General features: G+C 37.8%; 17 protein-coding genes and 3 tRNA genes. 4 read left to right on the top strand and 16 right to left on the bottom strand.

What is annotated here, in order from left to right; all coding sequences use genetic code 11:
* Window positions 1-173: 173 nt before the first annotated feature.
* The 8 genes from PSR12_RS00500 to PSR12_RS00465 all read right to left on the bottom strand — a co-directional run bounded on the left by PSR12_RS00500 (window position 174) and on the right by PSR12_RS00465 (window position 10774).
* Complete coding sequence (locus tag PSR12_RS00500; RefSeq protein WP_221683406.1) at window positions 174-1145, bottom strand: peptidyl-prolyl cis-trans isomerase; 972 nt, start codon at window positions 1143-1145, stop codon at window positions 174-176.
* Window positions 1129-2010, bottom strand: coding sequence for an Hsp33 family molecular chaperone HslO (gene hslO / locus PSR12_RS00495; protein WP_274771147.1), 882 nt, complete (start codon window positions 2008-2010; stop codon window positions 1129-1131). Before hslO ends, PSR12_RS00500 begins: the two co-directional genes overlap by 17 nt.
* Before the next feature lie 21 nt (window positions 2011-2031).
* Entirely contained in the window at window positions 2032-2799 is a 768-nt protein-coding gene (locus tag PSR12_RS00490) for a type III pantothenate kinase (protein WP_221683404.1), read from the bottom strand.
* Between the two features lie 238 nt (window positions 2800-3037).
* Window positions 3038-3871 carry an aldo/keto reductase gene (locus tag PSR12_RS00485; RefSeq protein ID WP_274771145.1) on the bottom strand — a complete coding sequence of 278 codons (834 nt, stop codon included), beginning with the start codon at window positions 3869-3871 and terminating at the stop codon, window positions 3038-3040.
* 153 nt (window positions 3872-4024) lie between these two features.
* The gene (gene ftsH / locus PSR12_RS00480; RefSeq protein WP_221683403.1) at window positions 4025-6052 is read right to left on the bottom strand and encodes an ATP-dependent zinc metalloprotease FtsH; all 2028 of its coding nucleotides are present in this window, start codon (window positions 6050-6052) and stop codon (window positions 4025-4027) included.
* Between the two features lie 282 nt (window positions 6053-6334).
* The gene (hpt, locus tag PSR12_RS00475) at window positions 6335-6877 is read right to left on the bottom strand and encodes a hypoxanthine phosphoribosyltransferase (protein ID WP_004229145.1); all 543 of its coding nucleotides are present in this window, start codon (window positions 6875-6877) and stop codon (window positions 6335-6337) included.
* Window positions 6878-6944: 67 nt separating this feature from the next.
* Window positions 6945-8351 carry a tRNA lysidine(34) synthetase TilS gene (gene tilS, locus PSR12_RS00470; RefSeq protein WP_221683402.1) on the bottom strand — a complete coding sequence of 469 codons (1407 nt, stop codon included), beginning with the start codon at window positions 8349-8351 and terminating at the stop codon, window positions 6945-6947.
* 29 nt (window positions 8352-8380) lie between these two features.
* Window positions 8381-10774, bottom strand: a complete 2394-nt coding sequence (locus PSR12_RS00465; protein WP_048395327.1) for a SpoIIE family protein phosphatase — start codon at window positions 10772-10774, stop codon at window positions 8381-8383.
* A 418-nt stretch (window positions 10775-11192) separates the two neighbouring features.
* Between PSR12_RS00465 and PSR12_RS00460 the strand changes: the two genes are divergently transcribed.
* From PSR12_RS00460 to PSR12_RS00445, 4 genes are all read left to right on the top strand, one after another.
* Window positions 11193-11267 (top strand) — tRNA-Gly (locus PSR12_RS00460).
* Window positions 11268-11278: 11 nt separating this feature from the next.
* Window positions 11279-11355: transfer RNA gene (locus PSR12_RS00455), tRNA-Met, on the top strand.
* Between the two features lie 4 nt (window positions 11356-11359).
* Window positions 11360-11431 (top strand) — tRNA-Glu (locus PSR12_RS00450).
* Window positions 11432-11596: 165 nt separating this feature from the next.
* The gene (locus tag PSR12_RS00445) at window positions 11597-11848 is read left to right on the top strand and encodes a hypothetical protein (protein ID WP_202342951.1); all 252 of its coding nucleotides are present in this window, start codon (window positions 11597-11599) and stop codon (window positions 11846-11848) included.
* An 86-nt stretch (window positions 11849-11934) separates the two neighbouring features.
* Here the strand turns inward: PSR12_RS00445 and PSR12_RS00440 are convergent, their stop codons facing one another.
* From PSR12_RS00440 to spoVT, 8 genes are all read right to left on the bottom strand, one after another.
* Entirely contained in the window at window positions 11935-12363 is a 429-nt protein-coding gene (locus PSR12_RS00440; protein WP_004229154.1) for a S1 domain-containing RNA-binding protein, read from the bottom strand.
* 134 nt (window positions 12364-12497) lie between these two features.
* Window positions 12498-12902 (bottom strand): FtsB family cell division protein, encoded by a 405-nt coding sequence (locus PSR12_RS00435; protein ID WP_048395333.1) that lies wholly within the window; start codon window positions 12900-12902, stop codon window positions 12498-12500.
* A gap of 17 nt (window positions 12903-12919) precedes the next feature.
* Window positions 12920-13411, bottom strand: a complete 492-nt coding sequence (gene yabQ / locus PSR12_RS00430; protein ID WP_341275679.1) for a spore cortex biosynthesis protein YabQ — start codon at window positions 13409-13411, stop codon at window positions 12920-12922.
* The gene (gene yabP, locus PSR12_RS00425) at window positions 13408-13707 is read right to left on the bottom strand and encodes a sporulation protein YabP (protein ID WP_004229167.1); all 300 of its coding nucleotides are present in this window, start codon (window positions 13705-13707) and stop codon (window positions 13408-13410) included. Before yabP ends, yabQ begins: the two co-directional genes overlap by 4 nt.
* Before the next feature lie 147 nt (window positions 13708-13854).
* Window positions 13855-14145: an RNA-binding S4 domain-containing protein gene (locus PSR12_RS00420; RefSeq protein ID WP_004229169.1), complete on the bottom strand. Its 291-nt coding sequence runs from the start codon at window positions 14143-14145 to the stop codon at window positions 13855-13857.
* A gap of 4 nt (window positions 14146-14149) precedes the next feature.
* Window positions 14150-15610: a bifunctional methyltransferase/pyrophosphohydrolase YabN gene (gene mazG, locus PSR12_RS00415; protein WP_221683400.1), complete on the bottom strand. Its 1461-nt coding sequence runs from the start codon at window positions 15608-15610 to the stop codon at window positions 14150-14152.
* Between the two features lie 9 nt (window positions 15611-15619).
* Complete coding sequence (locus PSR12_RS00410) at window positions 15620-17242, bottom strand: putative polysaccharide biosynthesis protein (RefSeq protein ID WP_257520910.1); 1623 nt, start codon at window positions 17240-17242, stop codon at window positions 15620-15622.
* A 158-nt stretch (window positions 17243-17400) separates the two neighbouring features.
* A complete protein-coding gene (gene spoVT / locus PSR12_RS00405; RefSeq protein WP_004229174.1) occupies window positions 17401-17937 on the bottom strand; it encodes a stage V sporulation protein T in 537 nt (178 codons plus the stop codon).
* Between the last annotated feature and the right edge of the window lie 227 nt (window positions 17938-18164).

Here is an 18164-nt window from a genome sequence, read left to right as displayed (position 1 = left end):
ATTGTCAATAAATAAAACTAATATTTTCAGAATATTTATCATTGCTTTGAAAAGGAAAAATCTTATCCTCTGCTAAAGAAAAAGAACCTGCATTTTGGGTAATTCACTACGAATGCCTGTAAGTTTGATCAGACTCATTTTACCCCGCAAAACCTGCAGACTCTTTTCATGTATTATTTTTCTTTTTTAGTCTCTCCATAATACCAAGTAGCATTAAATTCAGACCAAAATGCCTCTGGCGTAACGGATTGTGGTAATTGCTCTAAAGCTAATTCTCGCTCAATATGTTCTTTCACATCGTCATATGTAAAGGATTGTCCTTCTAATACCTCTTGTACTTGAACAATGCCATAATGACCATTATCTAACTTAAAGGCTTTACTTACCTCATTTGCCTTTAGGGATTTTACAGTATTAATAATTGCAGGGTCTATATTTTCCTGATTTTCTGTAAGGAAACCAATATCCCCTCCTAAACTCGCTGAAGCACTATCAACAGAAATTTCTCGTGCCAGCACTGTAAAGTCAGAGCCATTTTTCAATTCACCCAGTGCCTCATCAGCAGCTTTTTTTGAATCGACCTCAATAAAATTCGTACGATAGCTTGTTTTTGTATTATATAAGCCTTGATTTTCCTCATAATACTTTTCAACGTTTTCTTCCTCTATCACTACGTCTTTCGTGAGTACCTTATCCAATATCAGCTGTGACCGAATCTTTTGGCGTAGTTGCTCTGCCGAAAGATTTTGCATGGCTGTATCAAACTTATCTTGAGCTGATCGCATTAACGCTAATTCAAGATCAATTTCTTTATCAGTAACTTTAATTTTATATGTTTTAGCAGCCTTTTCCATTACCGTTTCATTGACTAAATTTTGGAGTGTTTCTTTACCATATCTTTCCTCCATAGCAATCATCCACTCTTGGCGCGTGATAACATCCCCGTCAATGGCAGCGACTTGTTCGTCGCTACCAATTTCCTGACCTTTGTTCGGGATCAACCAACTAATGAACCATAATACATTTCCTAATAATAAAACGGCTATGACAGCTAAAGCAGGCTTTGTCTTTAAACGACGTTGCAATAAAGGAGTTTGGTTTGGTGTTACATTGGTTGAAGGTCGGCGATTACGCGTTGAGCTCATCGATAAACCCTTCTAGCTCATCTTTAGAAAAGCTATATGTCTCTAAGCAGAAGTGACATTGTGCCTCTGCACCGCCGTCTTCATCAATCATTTCTCTAATTTCCGCTGTTCCTAGACCTAAAATTGCCGCACCAAACCGCTCTTTTGAACATTGACATTTAAATTCAACTGGCATGGAATCTAAAATTTGTAGATGTCCATTTCCTAATACAGCTTCTAAAATTTGCTCTGGCGTAAAACCTTTTTCAATCATTTTTGAAACAGGCTCTATTGTAGCAAGGTGTTGCTCAATTTCAGTTATCGTCTCTTCCTCACAGCCTGGCATTAATTGAAGTATAAATCCGCCAGCCGCAAGAATAGTGTTATTTGGATTAACTAATACGCCTAAGCCTACAGATGATGGTACTTGCTCAGATGTAGCAAAATAATAAGTAAAATCTTCAGCAATTTCGCCTGAAACAATTGGTGTTTGTCCTGAAAACATATCTCTTAAACCAAGGTCTTTAACAATTGTAAGAGCACCTTCTGTTCCAACACCTGCTCGAACATCTAGCTTACCTTGCTCGTTTAAATCAAAGTGTACATGAGGGTTTGTCACAAATCCACGCACTTCTCCATGTGCATTACTATCAATTACCATTGGGCCAATTGGACCGTTGCCCTCAATTTTAATAGTGATTTTCTCTTCACCTTTTAGCATGGCTCCCATCATCACAGCCGCTGTCATTGAACGACCTAAAGCTGCTGATACAACTGGCCATGTATCGTGACGGCGTTGCACTTCTCCTACTGTAACTGTTGTACGTGCTGCAAACACACGAACTTGTCCATTAAATCCTAAACCTCTTACTAAATAATCACTCATAAATGGAATGTCCCTCATTTCCTATTGGTTACGTTTATAGAGCTTATATAAACCCTTTAACGTTAAAAATGGATCTACAACATCTATAATTTGTGTCTCCCCTGCGATTAGATTTGCTAATCCACCTGTAGCAATAACTAATGGCTCCTCTTTACTTTGTGCTTTTATACGATTAACAATGCCCTCAACTTGCCCGACAAAGCCATAAAAAATTCCCGCCTGCATGGCAGAAACGGTCGTTTTCCCCACGATATGTGTAGGTCGAACGATTTCAATACGTGGCAATCTTGCAGCCTGTGTATAAAGAGCCTCTGTAGAAATAGTGATGCCTGGCGCAATAGCTCCACCCATGTAATCACCCTTTTCGTTCAAGTAACAATAGGTTGTTGCTGTCCCAAAATCAACTATGATACAAGGGGCCTTATATAAATCTAGAGCTGCTATGGCATTCACTATTCGATCAGACCCAACCTCACGTGGATTTTCGTATTTAATATTTAAACCTGTTTTCACACCTGGTCCTACTACCAAAGGCTTTTTTCTAAAATACTTCTGGCACATCGACTCTAGTGAAAACATAATTGGTGGCACAACTGAGGATATAATAATGCCTGTTATTTGTTCAAATGAAATGCCTGCATGATTAAAAAATGAAAGAACTTGCATGGCATATTCATCTTCTGTTTTATGAAGATCCGTCACCATACGCCAATGGAAGGCTAATTGATCGTTGTCATCATAGACACCTAATACAATATTTGAATTCCCTGCATCTAAAACTAAAATCAAGAATGACACCTCCCATATCGTCATTGTAACTTTTGCAATCCTCATATTACAATATTCTCTCTAGCTGGAATGAGGATAAAACACTTTAGAAAATGATACCATACTTTTTATCTTGATTCAGCAGATGTTGTTTGTACTACAAGTGATGATAAACACCTATATTTTTTGTTAAAAACAATTGTATGTTATCATCCTTCTTTAAAAAGAGGCCCCCCAAATATGGTAGCCTCTCTTACAATCATTTGAAATTAAATTTTTCTGGATCTGGACCACAACGTAGTCCATCGTTCATTGCATCTAACTGTGTCATTTCCTGCTCAGTTAACGTAAAATCAAAAACAGCTAGGTTTTCAACCATACGTGCTGGTGTCATTGTTTTCGGAATCGTGACAACATCATGTTGCACATCATAGCGTAGTACAATCTGTGCAGGCGTTTTGCCATATTTAGATGCTAGCTCTTGAATCAATGCCTCTTCCAGTAGAGAACCATTCATCAACGGAGACCATGCCTCCACCTGTATGCCCTTATCCTTACAGAAGGCACGTACTTCCTCCTGTATTAAGTGCGGATGGAATTCAATTTGATTAATAACAGGGACGACAGTCGTTTCCTTCAAAAGGTTTTCTAAATGGTGTACGTGGAAATTACTAACACCAATCGAACGTACACGACCATCCTTGTAAATCTTTTCTAGTGCTTTATAAACCTCAATATAATTTTGGTCTATGCCAGGCCAATGTACTAAATATAAATCCAAATAGTCTAATCCTATTTTTTCTAGACTGCTGTCATATGCCGCAAGTGTTTCTTCATAGGAAAGTCCATCGTTCCAAACTTTCGATGTTATAAATAATTCTTCACGAGTTACTAAGCCTTCTTCAATGGCTGCTCGTATTCCTCGTCCAACACTTTCTTCGTTGCGATATACTTGTGCTGTATCAATACTACGATAACCTTTTGCTATAGCTGTTTTGACTGCTTCAGCTAGGTCATCTCCTTCGGGTACTCGAAAGACACCATAACCAACCAATGGCATTTTAAGACCATTATTCAATACAACATTTCCCACGCGTATACACTCCTATCTGCTTTGGCTAACATCTCTCTAAATGGCAGAGTTGTATGCAGCTTGTCTTTTTTACTACTCTATCCTAATGCTTATTAATAAGAAAAGGCAAAGAAAAAGACTGCTTACTGAACTAGTAAACAGTCTTCCCTATTTTTAATCACGTTTTTCATCGATACCCTTAGGTGCATCATTCGGTTCTTTACGTTCTTTTGCTAAATCCAAAGTTGTTGGATTTGACTCTTTACTTAGTAGCTCTTTTTCAACAACTGGTTCGCCAATAGTATCTAATGTAGGCTTTGCTTCAATCTTTGGAGTGTTCTCCTCAATTTTTTCTGTAGCCTCAGGTTCTGGTAACACACCATGATCACGTAAATGCTCAATTTCTTGTGCATTTAATGTTTCTTTTTCCATTAGTGTATTGGCAATTAAATCAAGCAGGTGACGTTTTTCCGTAAGAATACGCTTAGTACGCTCATATTGTGTATCAATAATTTTTTGCATTTCTTTATCAATTTCATAGGCTATTGAATCAGAATAGTTCTGGTCAGAATTAAAGTCGCGGCCAAGGAATACATTACCACCTTGACTTGAACCAAATTGCATAGCTCCAAGGTTCTCACTCATTCCGTATTCAGTAACCATAGCACGGGCAATGCTTGTAACCTTTTGGAAATCGTTATGTGCTCCCGTAGAAACTTCACCAAGAACAATCTCTTCAGCTACACGACCACCCAGAAGACCTGCAATACGATCTAAAAGCTCTTGCTTTGTCGTAAAGAAACGCTCTTCCTTCGGTAACATAATCGCATATCCACCCGCTTGCCCACGAGGAACAATTGTTACTTTGTGTACTGTATCAGCTTCATCTAGCTCAAGACCAACGACTACGTGGCCAGCTTCATGGAAGGATACAAGTTTCTTCTCTTTCGCAGAATATACGCGACTGGCTTTTGCAGGACCAGCAATTACTCGGTCTGATGCTTCATCAATATCTGCCATATTTATAGTGCGCTTACTTTTTCGAGCAGCTACAAGCGCCGCTTCATTAAGTAGATTTTCTAAATCCGCACCTGAGAAACCTGGCGTACGTTGAGCAACAGCTGCTAAATCAACTGTATCTGCTAAAGGCTTATTACGTGCATGTACTTTAAGAATTGCCTCACGGCCTTTTACATCAGGATGCCCTACTGTAATTTGACGGTCAAAACGACCTGGACGTAATAATGCTTTATCTAAAATATCAGGGCGGTTTGTTGCGGCAATGATAATAATTCCTTCATTGGCACCGAAACCATCCATTTCAACTAATAACTGGTTTAATGTTTGTTCACGCTCATCATGGCCTCCACCAAGACCAGCACCACGTTGACGACCTACTGCATCAATCTCATCGATAAAGATGATACATGGAGCATTTTTCTTAGCATTTTCAAATAGATCTCGAACACGTGAAGCCCCAACACCGACAAACATTTCTACGAAGTCAGAACCCGAGATAGAGAAGAATGGAACACCTGCTTCACCAGCTACTGCTCGTGCAAGTAATGTTTTACCTGTGCCTGGAGGACCTACAAGTAAGATACCCTTTGGAATACGGGCACCAATTTCAGTGAACTTGCGATGGTCTTTTAAGAATTCTACCACCTCAACAAGCTCTGCTTTCTCTTCATCAGCACCTGCTACATCTGTAAAACGTACTTTTTTCTTCTGATCATCATACAGTTTAGCTTTACTTTTACCAAAGCTCATCACTTTATTACCGCCACCTTGAGATTGACTCATTAGGAAGAAGAATAAGAAAATGATGATAATGAAAGGAATAATTCCTGTAAAGAATTGAATCCATCCACTTGTTTCTGGTGCTGCTAAAAAACTAATATTACTATTTTTATCCTTAGCAGCCTCATCGATGCGGTCCATTAAAGATTGGTTTTCACGAGGGATGTTTGTAGTAAAGCTTTCCCCTTTTTCATACCCCTTCAGTGTTCCTTCAACGACGTAAACTGATTTATCAGGTTGAATTGTAGCACTTGTTATTTCTTTCTTATCTAGAGCTTCTTGAAACTCATGATAAGTTAATTCTTTCGTTGGGGAATTTCCACCATTGAAAGTACCAAAAATACCGATTATCACTAGGAAAATCAGTAGATAGAATATGGTATATCGAAATATTCGATTCATCTCCAGCCTCCTCATTACAAACAGAAAAATTATAAGTAAAATCTTAACATATCATGATTTCATCATACAACGAAAAGCCCTACTTAAAAAATGTTTCGTTCACCTATTGCCGTTATCACAACAGTTTTTAGGCCATCTTTATATGTCCCAGCGTAATTGTACCTGTTCCTCGGGCTCGATATAGCTAAACATTGTGTCAAGATTTTGAATTATGTTAAACATAACTAAAAATACGTGACCTGCGCTGGAGACCTTTACTTTTTATAGCTGGTCTTTTGTATCTTAGAAAGAATATACCTCAGGCTTTAAAATACCAATATAAGGTAAGTTACGATATTTTTCAGCGTAATCTAAGCCATATCCTACAACAAAGCCATCTGGCACTTCGAAACCAACATAGTCAGCAGACAAATTCACCTTCCGACCTGATGGTTTATCAAGTAATGTAACAATTTTAATGGACTTTGCTTTGCGATATTTAAATAAATCTACTAGATAGCTTAAAGTTAAACCACTATCAATAATGTCCTCGATAATTAATACGTCACGTCCCTCAACGCTTGTATTCAAATCCTTTAAAATCTTAACTTCACCAGATGACACGGTAGCATTACCGTAGCTAGACACATCCATAAAATCAAGTTCGATGAAAGAATCGAATCGTTTCATGAGGTCTGTCATAAATGGCATTGCCCCTTTCAGTACGCCAACAGCTAATGGAAATGCATCTTTGTATTCCTCTGTTAATTGCGCGCCTAAGTCTGCAATTCTTTCTTGCAATTGTTCTTCTGTAATCATAATTTTTTCGATGTCGTTTTGTAACATATCGATTCCTCCTCGTGATGTATCAAAAAATCTTCACCCTATTTCGGTGAAATATTTTACAAAGACCTTAGTCTACGATGAGCACTGTATCATCGTTTGGTTGCGGAGTGGTTGAAAAAAATATTCCCATACGCACACCAATTACCGCTACCACCTCATCAGATTGAGAAATCAGTAACGGCCAGCTATTTCGCTCATTTAAAGGAATCTTTTCATCTATAAAAAGGCGAGATAAGCGTTTTGGCTGATCCATTCCTTTTAACAGCATTCTATCTCCATCCCTGCGTGCCCGAACATAGAGCGGTAGGTGGAGTTTGCTAGCGTTAAAATAAAAAAGTTGTGCAGTATCCGTCAGCAATTCAGACGATAAATCATGCAAATTGACTACGCGTAAGCGCTCACCATTTGTCAGTGTTGTCCAGCCATTAGCAGTCGAAATAACCTGTTTCTCAGGAGAAGCTAGGCCTTCTAACGGCTCCTTTTTCTGAATCGTTAAATTTCCATAACGGCGAACTGCTAGAAAATCTTCAGGTAAGTGAATTTCAGCATACCCTGCTGTTGTATCACAAAGCTTTAAAATTGAAGTCAATAAGGCATAACTTTGTATCGTATTTGAATCTTTGTAAAGATAGTTTAATAGTATTAAAATGAGCCTCCTTTGTAAAGCAAGTGGTACCAATTGAAATGCCTCAATTTCCATGCGATATGTATTTTCATTATTTCTTATGATGATTTGGGAAAATACATCTTGGGCCAATGTCATTAAAAAGGTATCGTCTTCTTGCAATTGCTTTGTGAAATGGGTCACCTGTTCAGTCACTCGCGGATTCTCTGCCTGCAGTAAAGGCACTACATGATGTCTAAAACGATTACGTACATAGGTATCTTTAGAATTGCTAGCATCTTCTCGATAATCTAAACCTTTTCTAAGTAAATATTCCCCTATTTCAGACTTTGTAACCGTTAAAAACGGACGAATTAATGATTTTCCTCCAAAAATTCTTTGAGGACGTATGCCCTGCATGCTATTCATTGTTGCATTTTTTGTAAGGGCCATTAATACTGACTCCAGTTGGTCATCCGCATGATGTGCAGTTACAAGCTTATTAGCATTTGTTTTTTGCAGAATTTCTTTGAAAAATTGATACCTTTCCCTACGACAAATTAGCTGTGTATTCCCGTTCTCCTGTGCCAATATTGTAGGTATAGGAATTTCCTTGGCATGTAAGTAAACACTATTAGCGTCACAATATTTTTGAACAAAAGCCCTATCCTCAGAAGAGGCTTCTCCTCTCAACATATGATCAACATGTACGGCTTCTACCTGAATGTTCCACTGCTCCTGTGTTTGAATAAAGTAATGAAGTAAAGCCATAGAATCTACCCCACCCGAAACGGCGATGAGAAGATGGTCGCCTTGCTGTAATAATTGCTCTTCTTCTATAAATGCTTTGACCTTTAATTCAAATGACAAACGCTTCTCCTCCCCTTTTCGTTGTTAGTTTAAGATGATTTACTCATTGAATACTGAGCTGGTCTAAAGACAGCCCATGTCGGTACAACATGTGTCACCTCTAACATTAATACTGTACAATCATCTTCTATTTCAAAATAACCTTGGAATGATTGCATAATGGTTGTTAGTTTTTCTTGAATCGTTTTATTTGTACTTGCTACCTGCTGTGCGAAAGCTAAAAATGTTTCCTCTTGTTCATCCCAATCAGCTACACTTGAGAACAGTCCATCTGAATGCATTAAAATAACATCACCTGCCTTCAGTTTTCTTTTTTCAGCTTCGACTGCTGAAATAGATAAGAATCCTACAGGTGCTGCATTACTTTCAACTTTCAGTACCTCTTTTCCACGCAAAATGTAGGTTGACATTCCACCCGCCTTCCACGACCACAAATCTCCGTGCTGTAAATCGACAAGTGCAAAATCAAGCGTTGCATACATATCATCTTGCTGCTTTAATGCCATGACATAATGGAGCGTATGCATCGCCGTTTCTGGATTCATATTGTAATTTAGACACTCTCGCATTAAATGAATCAATTTTCTACTTTCATGTTGTGCTTCTTTACTTTGCCCCATACCATCAGACAGCAATATCGCAAATAATCCTGGATGCAATTGGAAAAGGGCGTGAGAATCACCCGAATATAGTGTTGCATCTTTAGACATGCTATATATATCATACTCTACTTCAAAGCTAATAGCTGATCTAAAGCAAATTTGAACATGACGAAATGGTATTTCACAGGCTACTACTTTTTCAATTTCAAAAGGTTCATCAAAAATTTCATAAAGAATCGGCAAAATCATACGTTCAGCTAATGTCGTATCTTTCTCCCAGTTGACACGTGCTGGTGCTAAGGCACAAACAATCTTTCTTGCCCCAGGCTTGTTGCTTAGGACATCAAGTTGAAAACATTCAATATTGGCTTCCTTTAAGCGTTCAACAATGTCCTTCTCAACACTTACAAAAGAAATTGTATCTTCCTTCATCTCAGCAATTAACTGATTTAAATGATTGCTCATATCGCGCAGTTGAAGGGCAATCATTTTTTTACCATGGAAATACTGCCCGTTGATTCGTTCTCTATAAAGTTCTGTATCTAATTCCTCGAAGATTTTCGTGGACTTCACACATTTATAGCGTATTTGTTCTTCAACACGATGAATAGCTGATTCCTTGCCTACTCCTTTCATATGAAACCAATCTGTCATCAGCTTGTCCATACCATTATTTTGCGCACCCCAGCAATGATCATAACGGAAACAACTTAAACAAGTATTCATTGGTGCTACTTCCTTCGCCGCTTCAACGGGTGCTGTCATAAAGCGATCAAACACAAGTTCCTTCATGAATTGCACAAAATGCTGAAAGTGCTCTAATTTATATGTTACATGTTCTGTTAACCAATTCTGTCGGGCTAATAAAACCTCTTCTCGTTGTGGAAAGAGCTTGTCCCTTACCTTATCTGAATATTTCTTTGGAATGGTTAGAAATAAAATACTACCAATGGCAATTGAGGTGAAATAAACACTATCCAAGGGCAATGTGGCGTCATAAAATAAAAAAAATACACTAGGTAAAATACTACCAATAGCAACGCCAAATCTACCACCTTTCGCTCCCATACCCGCACATAATCCAGTTAAGGTAGCCACCGAAAGCATACCGGTAAACGAAAGCTTGGCCACACCTATAAGCGTCCCTAGCACTGCTCCAATGACAGTTGCTAAGGGCACACTTCCAACCAATGCGCCAAAACAGATAAAGAGCTGCAGTAAAAAAATAGGGAGTGAAAAATAGCTTATTACAACCGTTTGCATTCCAGTAAGCATGGCTGCAAAGACGACTAATCCTGAACCTAGCTTTTCATATGTCCAATGCGTCGTAAACCATTCATACGAATTAACAAATAATACTTGCATAAACAATGTCATAATAAGAGCTAAAGCTGCTTCACAGCCCACATAAAATTGTACAAGCACTGGTGGTAAACCCTGATACATCACCCCTTGCCACATTATTTGTACCAGTAATACAGCTAAAGACACCGCAATACTTTGGGGCAGTTGCCAGTAACGAAAACGCATAATACATTCATACAGGATAATTTGTAAAGCGAGAATTAAGACTTGTCCAAAGCCCAAGAAAAAGCAACCCGCTAAACTCCCAAATAATACGAATTTGGCATACTCCCTATATTTTGTTCGAATAATGGCCCAAAAAGGAACTGAGAACGGTACAGCCGCTTCAAATACAACAGATTGAGCCAAGAAAAAGGCGGTTAAAAAAAAGAGAGAGCCTATTAGGATCTGCTTCTTTTTCAAACCTATTTTTTGGTCATCTACATTCGTTGTATTATACCATTCAATACTTGTCATTTAACTATCCCCTTTCCGCACTTTTGGTTATTATAAAAAATTATGTGTGGAAAGATTGTCTGACGTTGACAGAAAAAAATATAAATATTTCGACTAATAGCTATTCATAAATACGAGAATTGGCAACAATTTCTATAGCAAGAGGCTTTTGATCAATATAAATATCGGAAAATTCAATTATTTAATCAATATAATAATCACTTACTATTCATCTTAAAGCCTATTTTGAAGGGATTTTACGTACTATTAATGGCTTGATTCAGCTCTTCTCTAGGATATATTTCTACGTAAGAACAAAAAATCCGCTAAAATATTCTTCTATAGTTAAATGTCCTGAAATATCTTTAAATAATTTTTCAAACCTACTTGACACTAGCACGATTGGCTTGTATTATTTAACTTGTTGCTTAAATGACATGCGGAAGTAGTTCAGTGGTAGAACACCACCTTGCCAAGGTGGGGGTCGCGAGTTCGAACCTCGTCTTCCGCTCCATTTCTAAATTTGGCGGCCTAGCTCAGCTGGCTAGAGCGTACGGTTCATACCCGTAAGGTCGGGGGTTCGATCCCCTCGGCCGCCACCATTTAGGCCCGTTGGTCAAGTGGTTAAGACACCGCCCTTTCACGGCGGTAACACGGGTTCGAATCCCGTACGGGTCATATCAAATAGGTATCTCAGAACTAGATTCTGAGATACCTATTTTTAATTTAACCATCTATCTACTTCTTTGCAAATTCTATCCGTCCGCTCAAGTAAAGCTATGTGACAGAATATAAAAGTATGGCATACTAGTAAAAACAGCGTTTTTAGGAGGTTTAATTCCCTTGAGTGCATTAACAAAAGCTGCTTTAATTTGTGGAAGTGGCTCAATGATTATTCTTATTTCAATTCTAATAAACTTACCGTTTTTTGTTCAAATAATCTTATTGCTTGGTGGACTAGCTGTGAGTGTATATGGTGTTGCTTTACTTGTCAAAATGGTTATCCATCCAGTAAAGAAAGAATCCATTAGTCTTACCGATGAAAAAACAATAACACCCACAAAAAAGAAAAAGAGACCTTCTTCTACTTTATAGGTATATTAAAAAAGGGAGTAGCTTTTTAAAAAGCTACTCCCAACTCTATTTCATACACTTTTTCTACGATTAAAACAGTCAGCAAACTACCCTCTTCTAGCTCCGCGACCTCCGCGTTTTGATTCTGTAGCACGTTTAAGTGTTGCTAGACGTTCATCACTATCTTTTAAGAAGCGTGCCATTTTTTGCTCAAAATTTTCTTTTGGCTGGTGGCGTTCGTTGCGATCATTAGAACGATTATCACGACGTGGACGTGCTGGACGCTCTGGTCTTTCAGCTTGAGGCTTTGCTTTACGGATTGAAAGACCAATCTTTCCGTCCGCTTCAACATTCATCACTTTTACTTCAACTTCATCTCCAACTTTTAGATGCTCATTGATATCTTTTACATAATTGTCAGCAACTTCACTAATGTGAACTAAGCCTGTTTTGCCATCTGGCAGCTCAACGAATGCTCCAAAATTTGTGATTCCTGTTACTTTACCTTGTACCTTGCTGCCTACTTCAATTGACATAAAAAAAATGCTCCTCCTTAAAAATTAAGCGACTCTTTTGAGCCATGTAATCAATTTAATCAAACTTTTTACTGCAATAAGCTTCTCTTTTCATTATATATAACAATAAAAGAGTGTCAACAATACATAGCTTTTCAGTCGTCTTTTTTATCTTCCTTATCTGGAATGATGAAAATAATCTCACCTTTTTCCGATAAGTAGTACTCTTTTCTTAATAGCTTTGCGATATATTCATCATCCTGCAATTGTTTGATTTTAAGATTTAATGTATCTTGTTCTTCTTTCAATTCAGTGAGATGCCGATTCGCTTCTTCCTTGGATTTCTCTTTTGCTGCTAATGTTTCATTCTGATGTGACAGCACATTTAAGAGAAGAGCAATAATAATGACTGGTACAATCGCAAAAAAGACAATACGACGCATCTTACGTTTTCGAGCCTGTTGTTTGCGATTTATAGCTCTATCCGTGTTACGGACATAGTCATTATCAAGCTTAGTGAAGTTTTGGGATTCATCATTTGATGAATGACGTCTAGTCATGTCCGCACCTCCGATAATTATTGTTGCTTTTTATTATACTTCAAATATCGTAATTTTTTAAAAAAAGTGTAGGACAAATACGAATAAATTTTGACAAAAGGTCTTATAACAAACATAACAATATTTATTAATAATTGCAAAATTTGTCGAATAACCGTAATTATGAAGCGTACTATGAACCAAAAGGGTCTCCATGTTATATTCACCAAAATTCTAGCAACGAAACGTAAAAAGGTTTGAAAAAATGATTGATACAAAAAAATTCCGGCTATTTGCGCTAGCGGGTCGTAAGCCCGCCAAGCGCCATCTTTTAGCCAAAATAATAAATAGTATGTCAACCCTCCTAGTAGAATCCACGTTATTAACTCAACAATCATCATCCACTTTCGAAGGCTTGACCTTTTTGGAGTTGAAAAAACAATGAGCCTTATACTATCAATTATGAAACCAACTGCTATACCGCTCAAAACCATGACAATTAATTGATAAAATTGTTCACTGACAATCATCCAAATAACTTATGAAGGAAACCTTTCGAGAAGCCACTTTCCTCCTCGTCGTACTGTAAAGTTTTTACAGTTCCTTCAAGTGTCAATAATCCTTTGTCAACATCTAAATGAACGATATGCAGTTCCTCTCCACGGATTAACAAGTGCCCTTGGGACGTCTTAATGAAAAACTCTTCCTGATCAAAGCGTTCAATTGATTTTACAGAAGTCATGTCCATTCTTTTACGATTACGAATCGTTAAAATATGCTCTCCAGATGGAATTGTGTAACGATTACTTTCTTGATGTAGCGTCATTTTTTTCCTCCTTTAGTCGTCCTAGCTTCTGTTCACTTTATGCGGACAACCTTCAAAGAATGACAACTTTATTTAAGTTGTGTAATATTTACACCTACAAAAAGAAAGGCGGGACAACATGAGGAGGGCCAGAAAATAAATTTAGCTTTATTCCTCATCATCAATAAATTCAGGCTCAATCTTTTCAAGTCGTTCTTCTTTCAAAATGGTAAACATTTTTGCTGCATCTTCTTTTTTCACAGTATCACGTATTTCTTCTACACGTGCCGTTACTATTTTTTGACCAAAACGGATAGCAAGCTCATCACCAGCTTTCACTGTACTACTTGCTTTTGCAATCTTTTCATTGATTGTAATACGTCCTTGATCGGCCACTTCTTTGGCTAAAGTACGGCGTTTTATTAAACGTGACACTTTTAAAAACTTATCTAATCTCATAATCTTACTCCTTTTCTAGTTGCTTTGCTTCATTCCAAAATGCATCTAATTGTTCTAATGTAAAATCGGAAAATGGTTTTCCACTTGCCTTTACCTGTTGCTCAACATAGCCGAAACGTCTTGCAAATTTCTCATTTGCATGTAGCATGGCTTCTTCTGGTGATAATTTATAGAAACGCGCTAAGTTTACTAATGTGAACAATACATCGCCAAATTCATCAAGACGGGACGCATTAGAGCCTTTCGTCACCTCATGGCGAAATTCCTGCCATTCCTCGGTAAATTTATCCCAAGCTCCCTCCACATCTGGCCAATCAAATCCCACTTGTGCTGCTCTTTTTTGATAATTGTAGGCTGTTTGTAAAGCAGAAGATGCTCTATACTCTTCGCCTAATAACGGTTTATCGCTAGTTCCCTTTTCTTCAGCCTTGATGGCCTCCCAATTAGCCACAACACCCTCCGCATCTTCTACTGCAACATCCCCAAAAACGTGTGGATGGCGACGAATCATTTTTTCACTAATTGAAGCTAACACATCTTCAAGTGTAAAGTAGCCTTGATCTTCTCCTATTTGTGCATGTAAAAATACTTGTAACAACACATCGCCAAGTTCCTCAATCATGGCAAAATCATCTTCAGCATCAACCGCTGACAAGTATTCATGTGCTTCTTCAAGTAAGTATTTTTTCAACGACTCATGTGTTTGCTTTTGATCCCAAGGACAGCCATTTGGGCCTCTCAGCGTTGCAATGATTTGGCGGAATGTTGTCCAATCTCTTAATGACTCCTCCTGTGATTTTACAGGTGGTACATAGACTGTTGTTAAATTATTTACTTCTACACTTTGATCGAGTTCATAGAGCGGCACTGTGACAATCTGTTCCTGTGAAGATCCAGCCGCTGTCACAACTGTCACAGGATACTCATCATCATATTTCTCCATCAACGTCAGCTTCACTTCTGATGCGCTGAATGTATCGTATACTTGAGCAATCAAGATGTGCTGACGCATGTTAATGTCATGCATTGAAAAGCTAGTACCATCAAGTAATTGAAAGCCTTCAATTGGATCGATTTTTAAGGCACCAAAAATGGGATCTAAGAAACTCTGACCACCTTCAATGACTAGCTCAATTTTCCCTTCATTTGCTGCGGCAATAAGTAATTGCACTGTTTGCTCTGCAACTAATGGGTGCCCTGGCACAGCATACATAACATCCTCAACAGCGGTAGCTTTCATAAGATAATCAGCTATTTCCGCATAAACAGGTTGAAATGTATCGTGTTTTTCATACACATTGTCAAAACTTTCGAATGCCACACCCTCTGCTGCTAATTCCTCTAAAACCGGATGATCCACTGTCCGTACATATAATTTTTTTGCAGCCTTTAATTTTTTATAAACACCCATTTGCAGCTGATTAAAGTCACCTGCACCTAAACCAATAATTGATAATGTATTCAATATTTACACCTACTTCTTTGAATTTAGCCAAAGTTGATAAACGGCCATTCTACGTCCAAACGGCAGTAAATACCATTCTTTTTCTACTAGTACTCTTTTCTTTGCAATAATTGTTAGCATAACAAACGCCCCAATAGATACTGCTGTCAAACCCGCCACCATGGCTATTATACGTGAAGACATCAGGTGATTTAAAAAGGACGATACTAGCTGTAACCATATAAGAACGACGATTGTCATACTGAAAGAGGCTATACCTACCTTTTTATAAAATGCGCCTGAAGCTAATTGAATGCCAGTCAATGTTTTTAAATAAATAATTAGCAAGGTTGCTGATAATAATAATCCTATATCATTAGCGATGGCAGCTCCTAGTACACCTAATCCACCAATTAATCGTACATTTAAAATCATTTTTATTAGAAAACCGATTATAAGAAATAACGCAGGTTTTTTTAATTTCCCATAGCCTTGTAAGATCGCTGTAAATGTAAGGATAATTGACAAAGGGACAATTTGAAATACATAGACAATCAATACCTCCGATAAGGAATTGGTTTTAAAAAGCATTTCATTTAAATAAGGCATAACTAGCATTAAGCCTAGTGCTGCAGACCAGCCGAACAGGACGGATGCTTTGTATGTTAATTGTATGAATGGCACTGCACTCCGTCCCGCTTGTTTTTTCGACAAATGGGCGACAAGTGGCACAATGGCCAACGACAATGAGGATGCAATGACAACACCTAGTTGAACTAACGGTTGTCCTCGATCATAAATCCCTTTCGTTTCCTTCGCTATTGTAGGAGTCATGCCATTATCAATTAATGAAGAATAGATTGTAAATGAATCGACCAATTGATAGCCGAGTAGTAGTAGACCACTCATACTGACACTCAAACTCAGCCATGTGACCTCTTTAATGATAGGTAAACTTGAATTACGATGTAGATGCTGTTTAACTTGCAGTAGACCAAATCGTTTATGCGAGATATAAGCAAGTAATAACAATGCTGTAATTTCTCCAATTACTGTACCGATAACAGCCATTCTTCCTGCACCATAAAGTGATTTCGTCGTTGTCATAATAAGAAAGGTACCTGCTAATATGACAGTTACTCTCACTGTTTGTTCAAGTACTTGGGCATAAGCAATGGGCTCCATAATTGCTCTAGATTGAAAGCTACCTTTTAAAATAGCCAGCGCCGGCATAACCAATACTACTAAGGAGCCTGTACGAATAAGTGGTGCTAATTGAATATCTCCCATCAAATAGGCAATCCTTCCAGCACCTCCAAATAAAATGGCAAAAAACAGTAGTGATAATACCGTTAAATACCTGAAAACTACCTGTGTTATAGTACGACGTCTTTCATCACGTTCTATTGTATCAACAATACAATCATTGTCTGCAAGCATTTTAGAAATGGCTATAGCAAAGCCACTAGATGTCCAAACAACGAAGATTGAAATAACTGGATATACCTGTTGATAGATATAAAAGCCTTCATCACCTACTAGATTTTGAAAAGGCACACGGTAAATGGCACTAAGAACTTTTACAATAAGGGCTGCTATCGTCAATAAGGCGGCACCCTTCATGTAGCTTTTCATACCAAAACGTTGCGACATAAATTGCCCTCTTTCCTTCTTAACAATGCCAATAGTATAGCATATCTCAAAAGTTTGACGTGCAAGGTGGCACTACTGTTCCTATAACGATTCATCTTTATGTACGCAAAAAAGTTATTGTTCAGCCTTAAAGGTCATCGCAATAACTTTTCCATGCATTAACTATTCATTTGTTTTGCTAAGAAGTTTGCAGCTGTTTCCACTACCTTGACTTCTACCTCACCAACAAAGTGTACTTTAGACAAGACGATAATACAGCCAATAGGATCACCATTCACCATTATAGGTGTCGCACAATATGATTTCACTTGCTCATATTGTCCAGGGACAATTTCAATCGTTGTCTCCATTTTTTCAATTTTTGTGGAGCGCTCGTCCATAAAGCTTTCCGCAAAGGACGTAATGCGACGATTTATATATTCCTTTTTCCCAATCCCTGCAACAGCGATTACTTCATCACGGTCAGTGACAAATGCCGGTGTGCCCATTGTTTCATAAAGTGTTTCAACATATTCTCTTGCAAATTCCCCCAGATCATTGATGGGAGAATATTTTTTTAAAATGACTTCGCCTTCACGGTCCGTATAAATTTCAAGCGGGTCGCCTTCACGAATACGTAGCGTCCTACGAATTTCTTTTGGAATAACTACACGCCCTAAATCATCAATACGACGAACAATTCCTGTTGCCTTCATTCTAATGCCTCGCTTTCGCTACAATGAAATTTTTATTCAATGATAGTATGGTTTTTATTTGAGCAATCTATGCAAAAACTGAAGAAAAAGGATTTCACAACCATCAATTTTTTCAAAAAAAACGGTATTACATCAATCAACTCCTTATTAGATTACCCAAGTAATAAGTTTCTATAATTAATTCATAAAAATATTGGAAAAATTCCATTATTCCTGTGAGCAAATAT

This window comes from Lysinibacillus sp. G01H, assembly GCF_028872195.1.
Classification (GTDB): domain Bacteria; phylum Bacillota; class Bacilli; order Bacillales_A; family Planococcaceae; genus Lysinibacillus; species Lysinibacillus capsici.
The sequence above is the reverse complement of the archived record's forward strand: the minus strand, read 5'-3'. Positions and strand labels throughout refer to the sequence as shown.

Bases quoted from the DNA above. Each gene is read 5' to 3' on its own strand.
- PSR12_RS00500 (WP_221683406.1), bottom strand. From the start codon at position 1,145: ATGAGCTCAACGCGTAATCGCCGACCTTCAACCAATGTAACACCAAAC.
- hslO (WP_274771147.1), bottom strand. From the start codon at position 2,010: ATGAGTGATTATTTAGTAAGAGGTTTAGGATTTAATGGACAAGTTCGT.
- ftsH (WP_221683403.1), bottom strand. From the start codon at position 6,052: ATGAATCGAATATTTCGATATACCATATTCTATCTACTGATTTTCCTA.
- hpt (WP_004229145.1), bottom strand. From the start codon at position 6,877: ATGTTACAAAACGACATCGAAAAAATTATGATTACAGAAGAACAATTG.
- PSR12_RS00465 (WP_048395327.1), bottom strand. From the start codon at position 10,774: ATGACAAGTATTGAATGGTATAATACAACGAATGTAGATGACCAAAAA.
- PSR12_RS00440 (WP_004229154.1), bottom strand. From the start codon at position 12,363: ATGTCAATTGAAGTAGGCAGCAAGGTACAAGGTAAAGTAACAGGAATC.
- PSR12_RS00435 (WP_048395333.1), bottom strand. From the start codon at position 12,902: ATGACTAGACGTCATTCATCAAATGATGAATCCCAAAACTTCACTAAG.
- yabQ (WP_341275679.1), bottom strand. From the start codon at position 13,411: ATGATTGTCAGTGAACAATTTTATCAATTAATTGTCATGGTTTTGAGC.
- yabP (WP_004229167.1), bottom strand. From the start codon at position 13,707: ATGACGCTACATCAAGAAAGTAATCGTTACACAATTCCATCTGGAGAG.
- PSR12_RS00420 (WP_004229169.1), bottom strand. From the start codon at position 14,145: ATGAGATTAGATAAGTTTTTAAAAGTGTCACGTTTAATAAAACGCCGT.
- PSR12_RS00410 (WP_257520910.1), bottom strand. From the start codon at position 17,242: ATGTCGCAACGTTTTGGTATGAAAAGCTACATGAAGGGTGCCGCCTTA.
- spoVT (WP_004229174.1), bottom strand. From the start codon at position 17,937: ATGAAGGCAACAGGAATTGTTCGTCGTATTGATGATTTAGGGCGTGTA.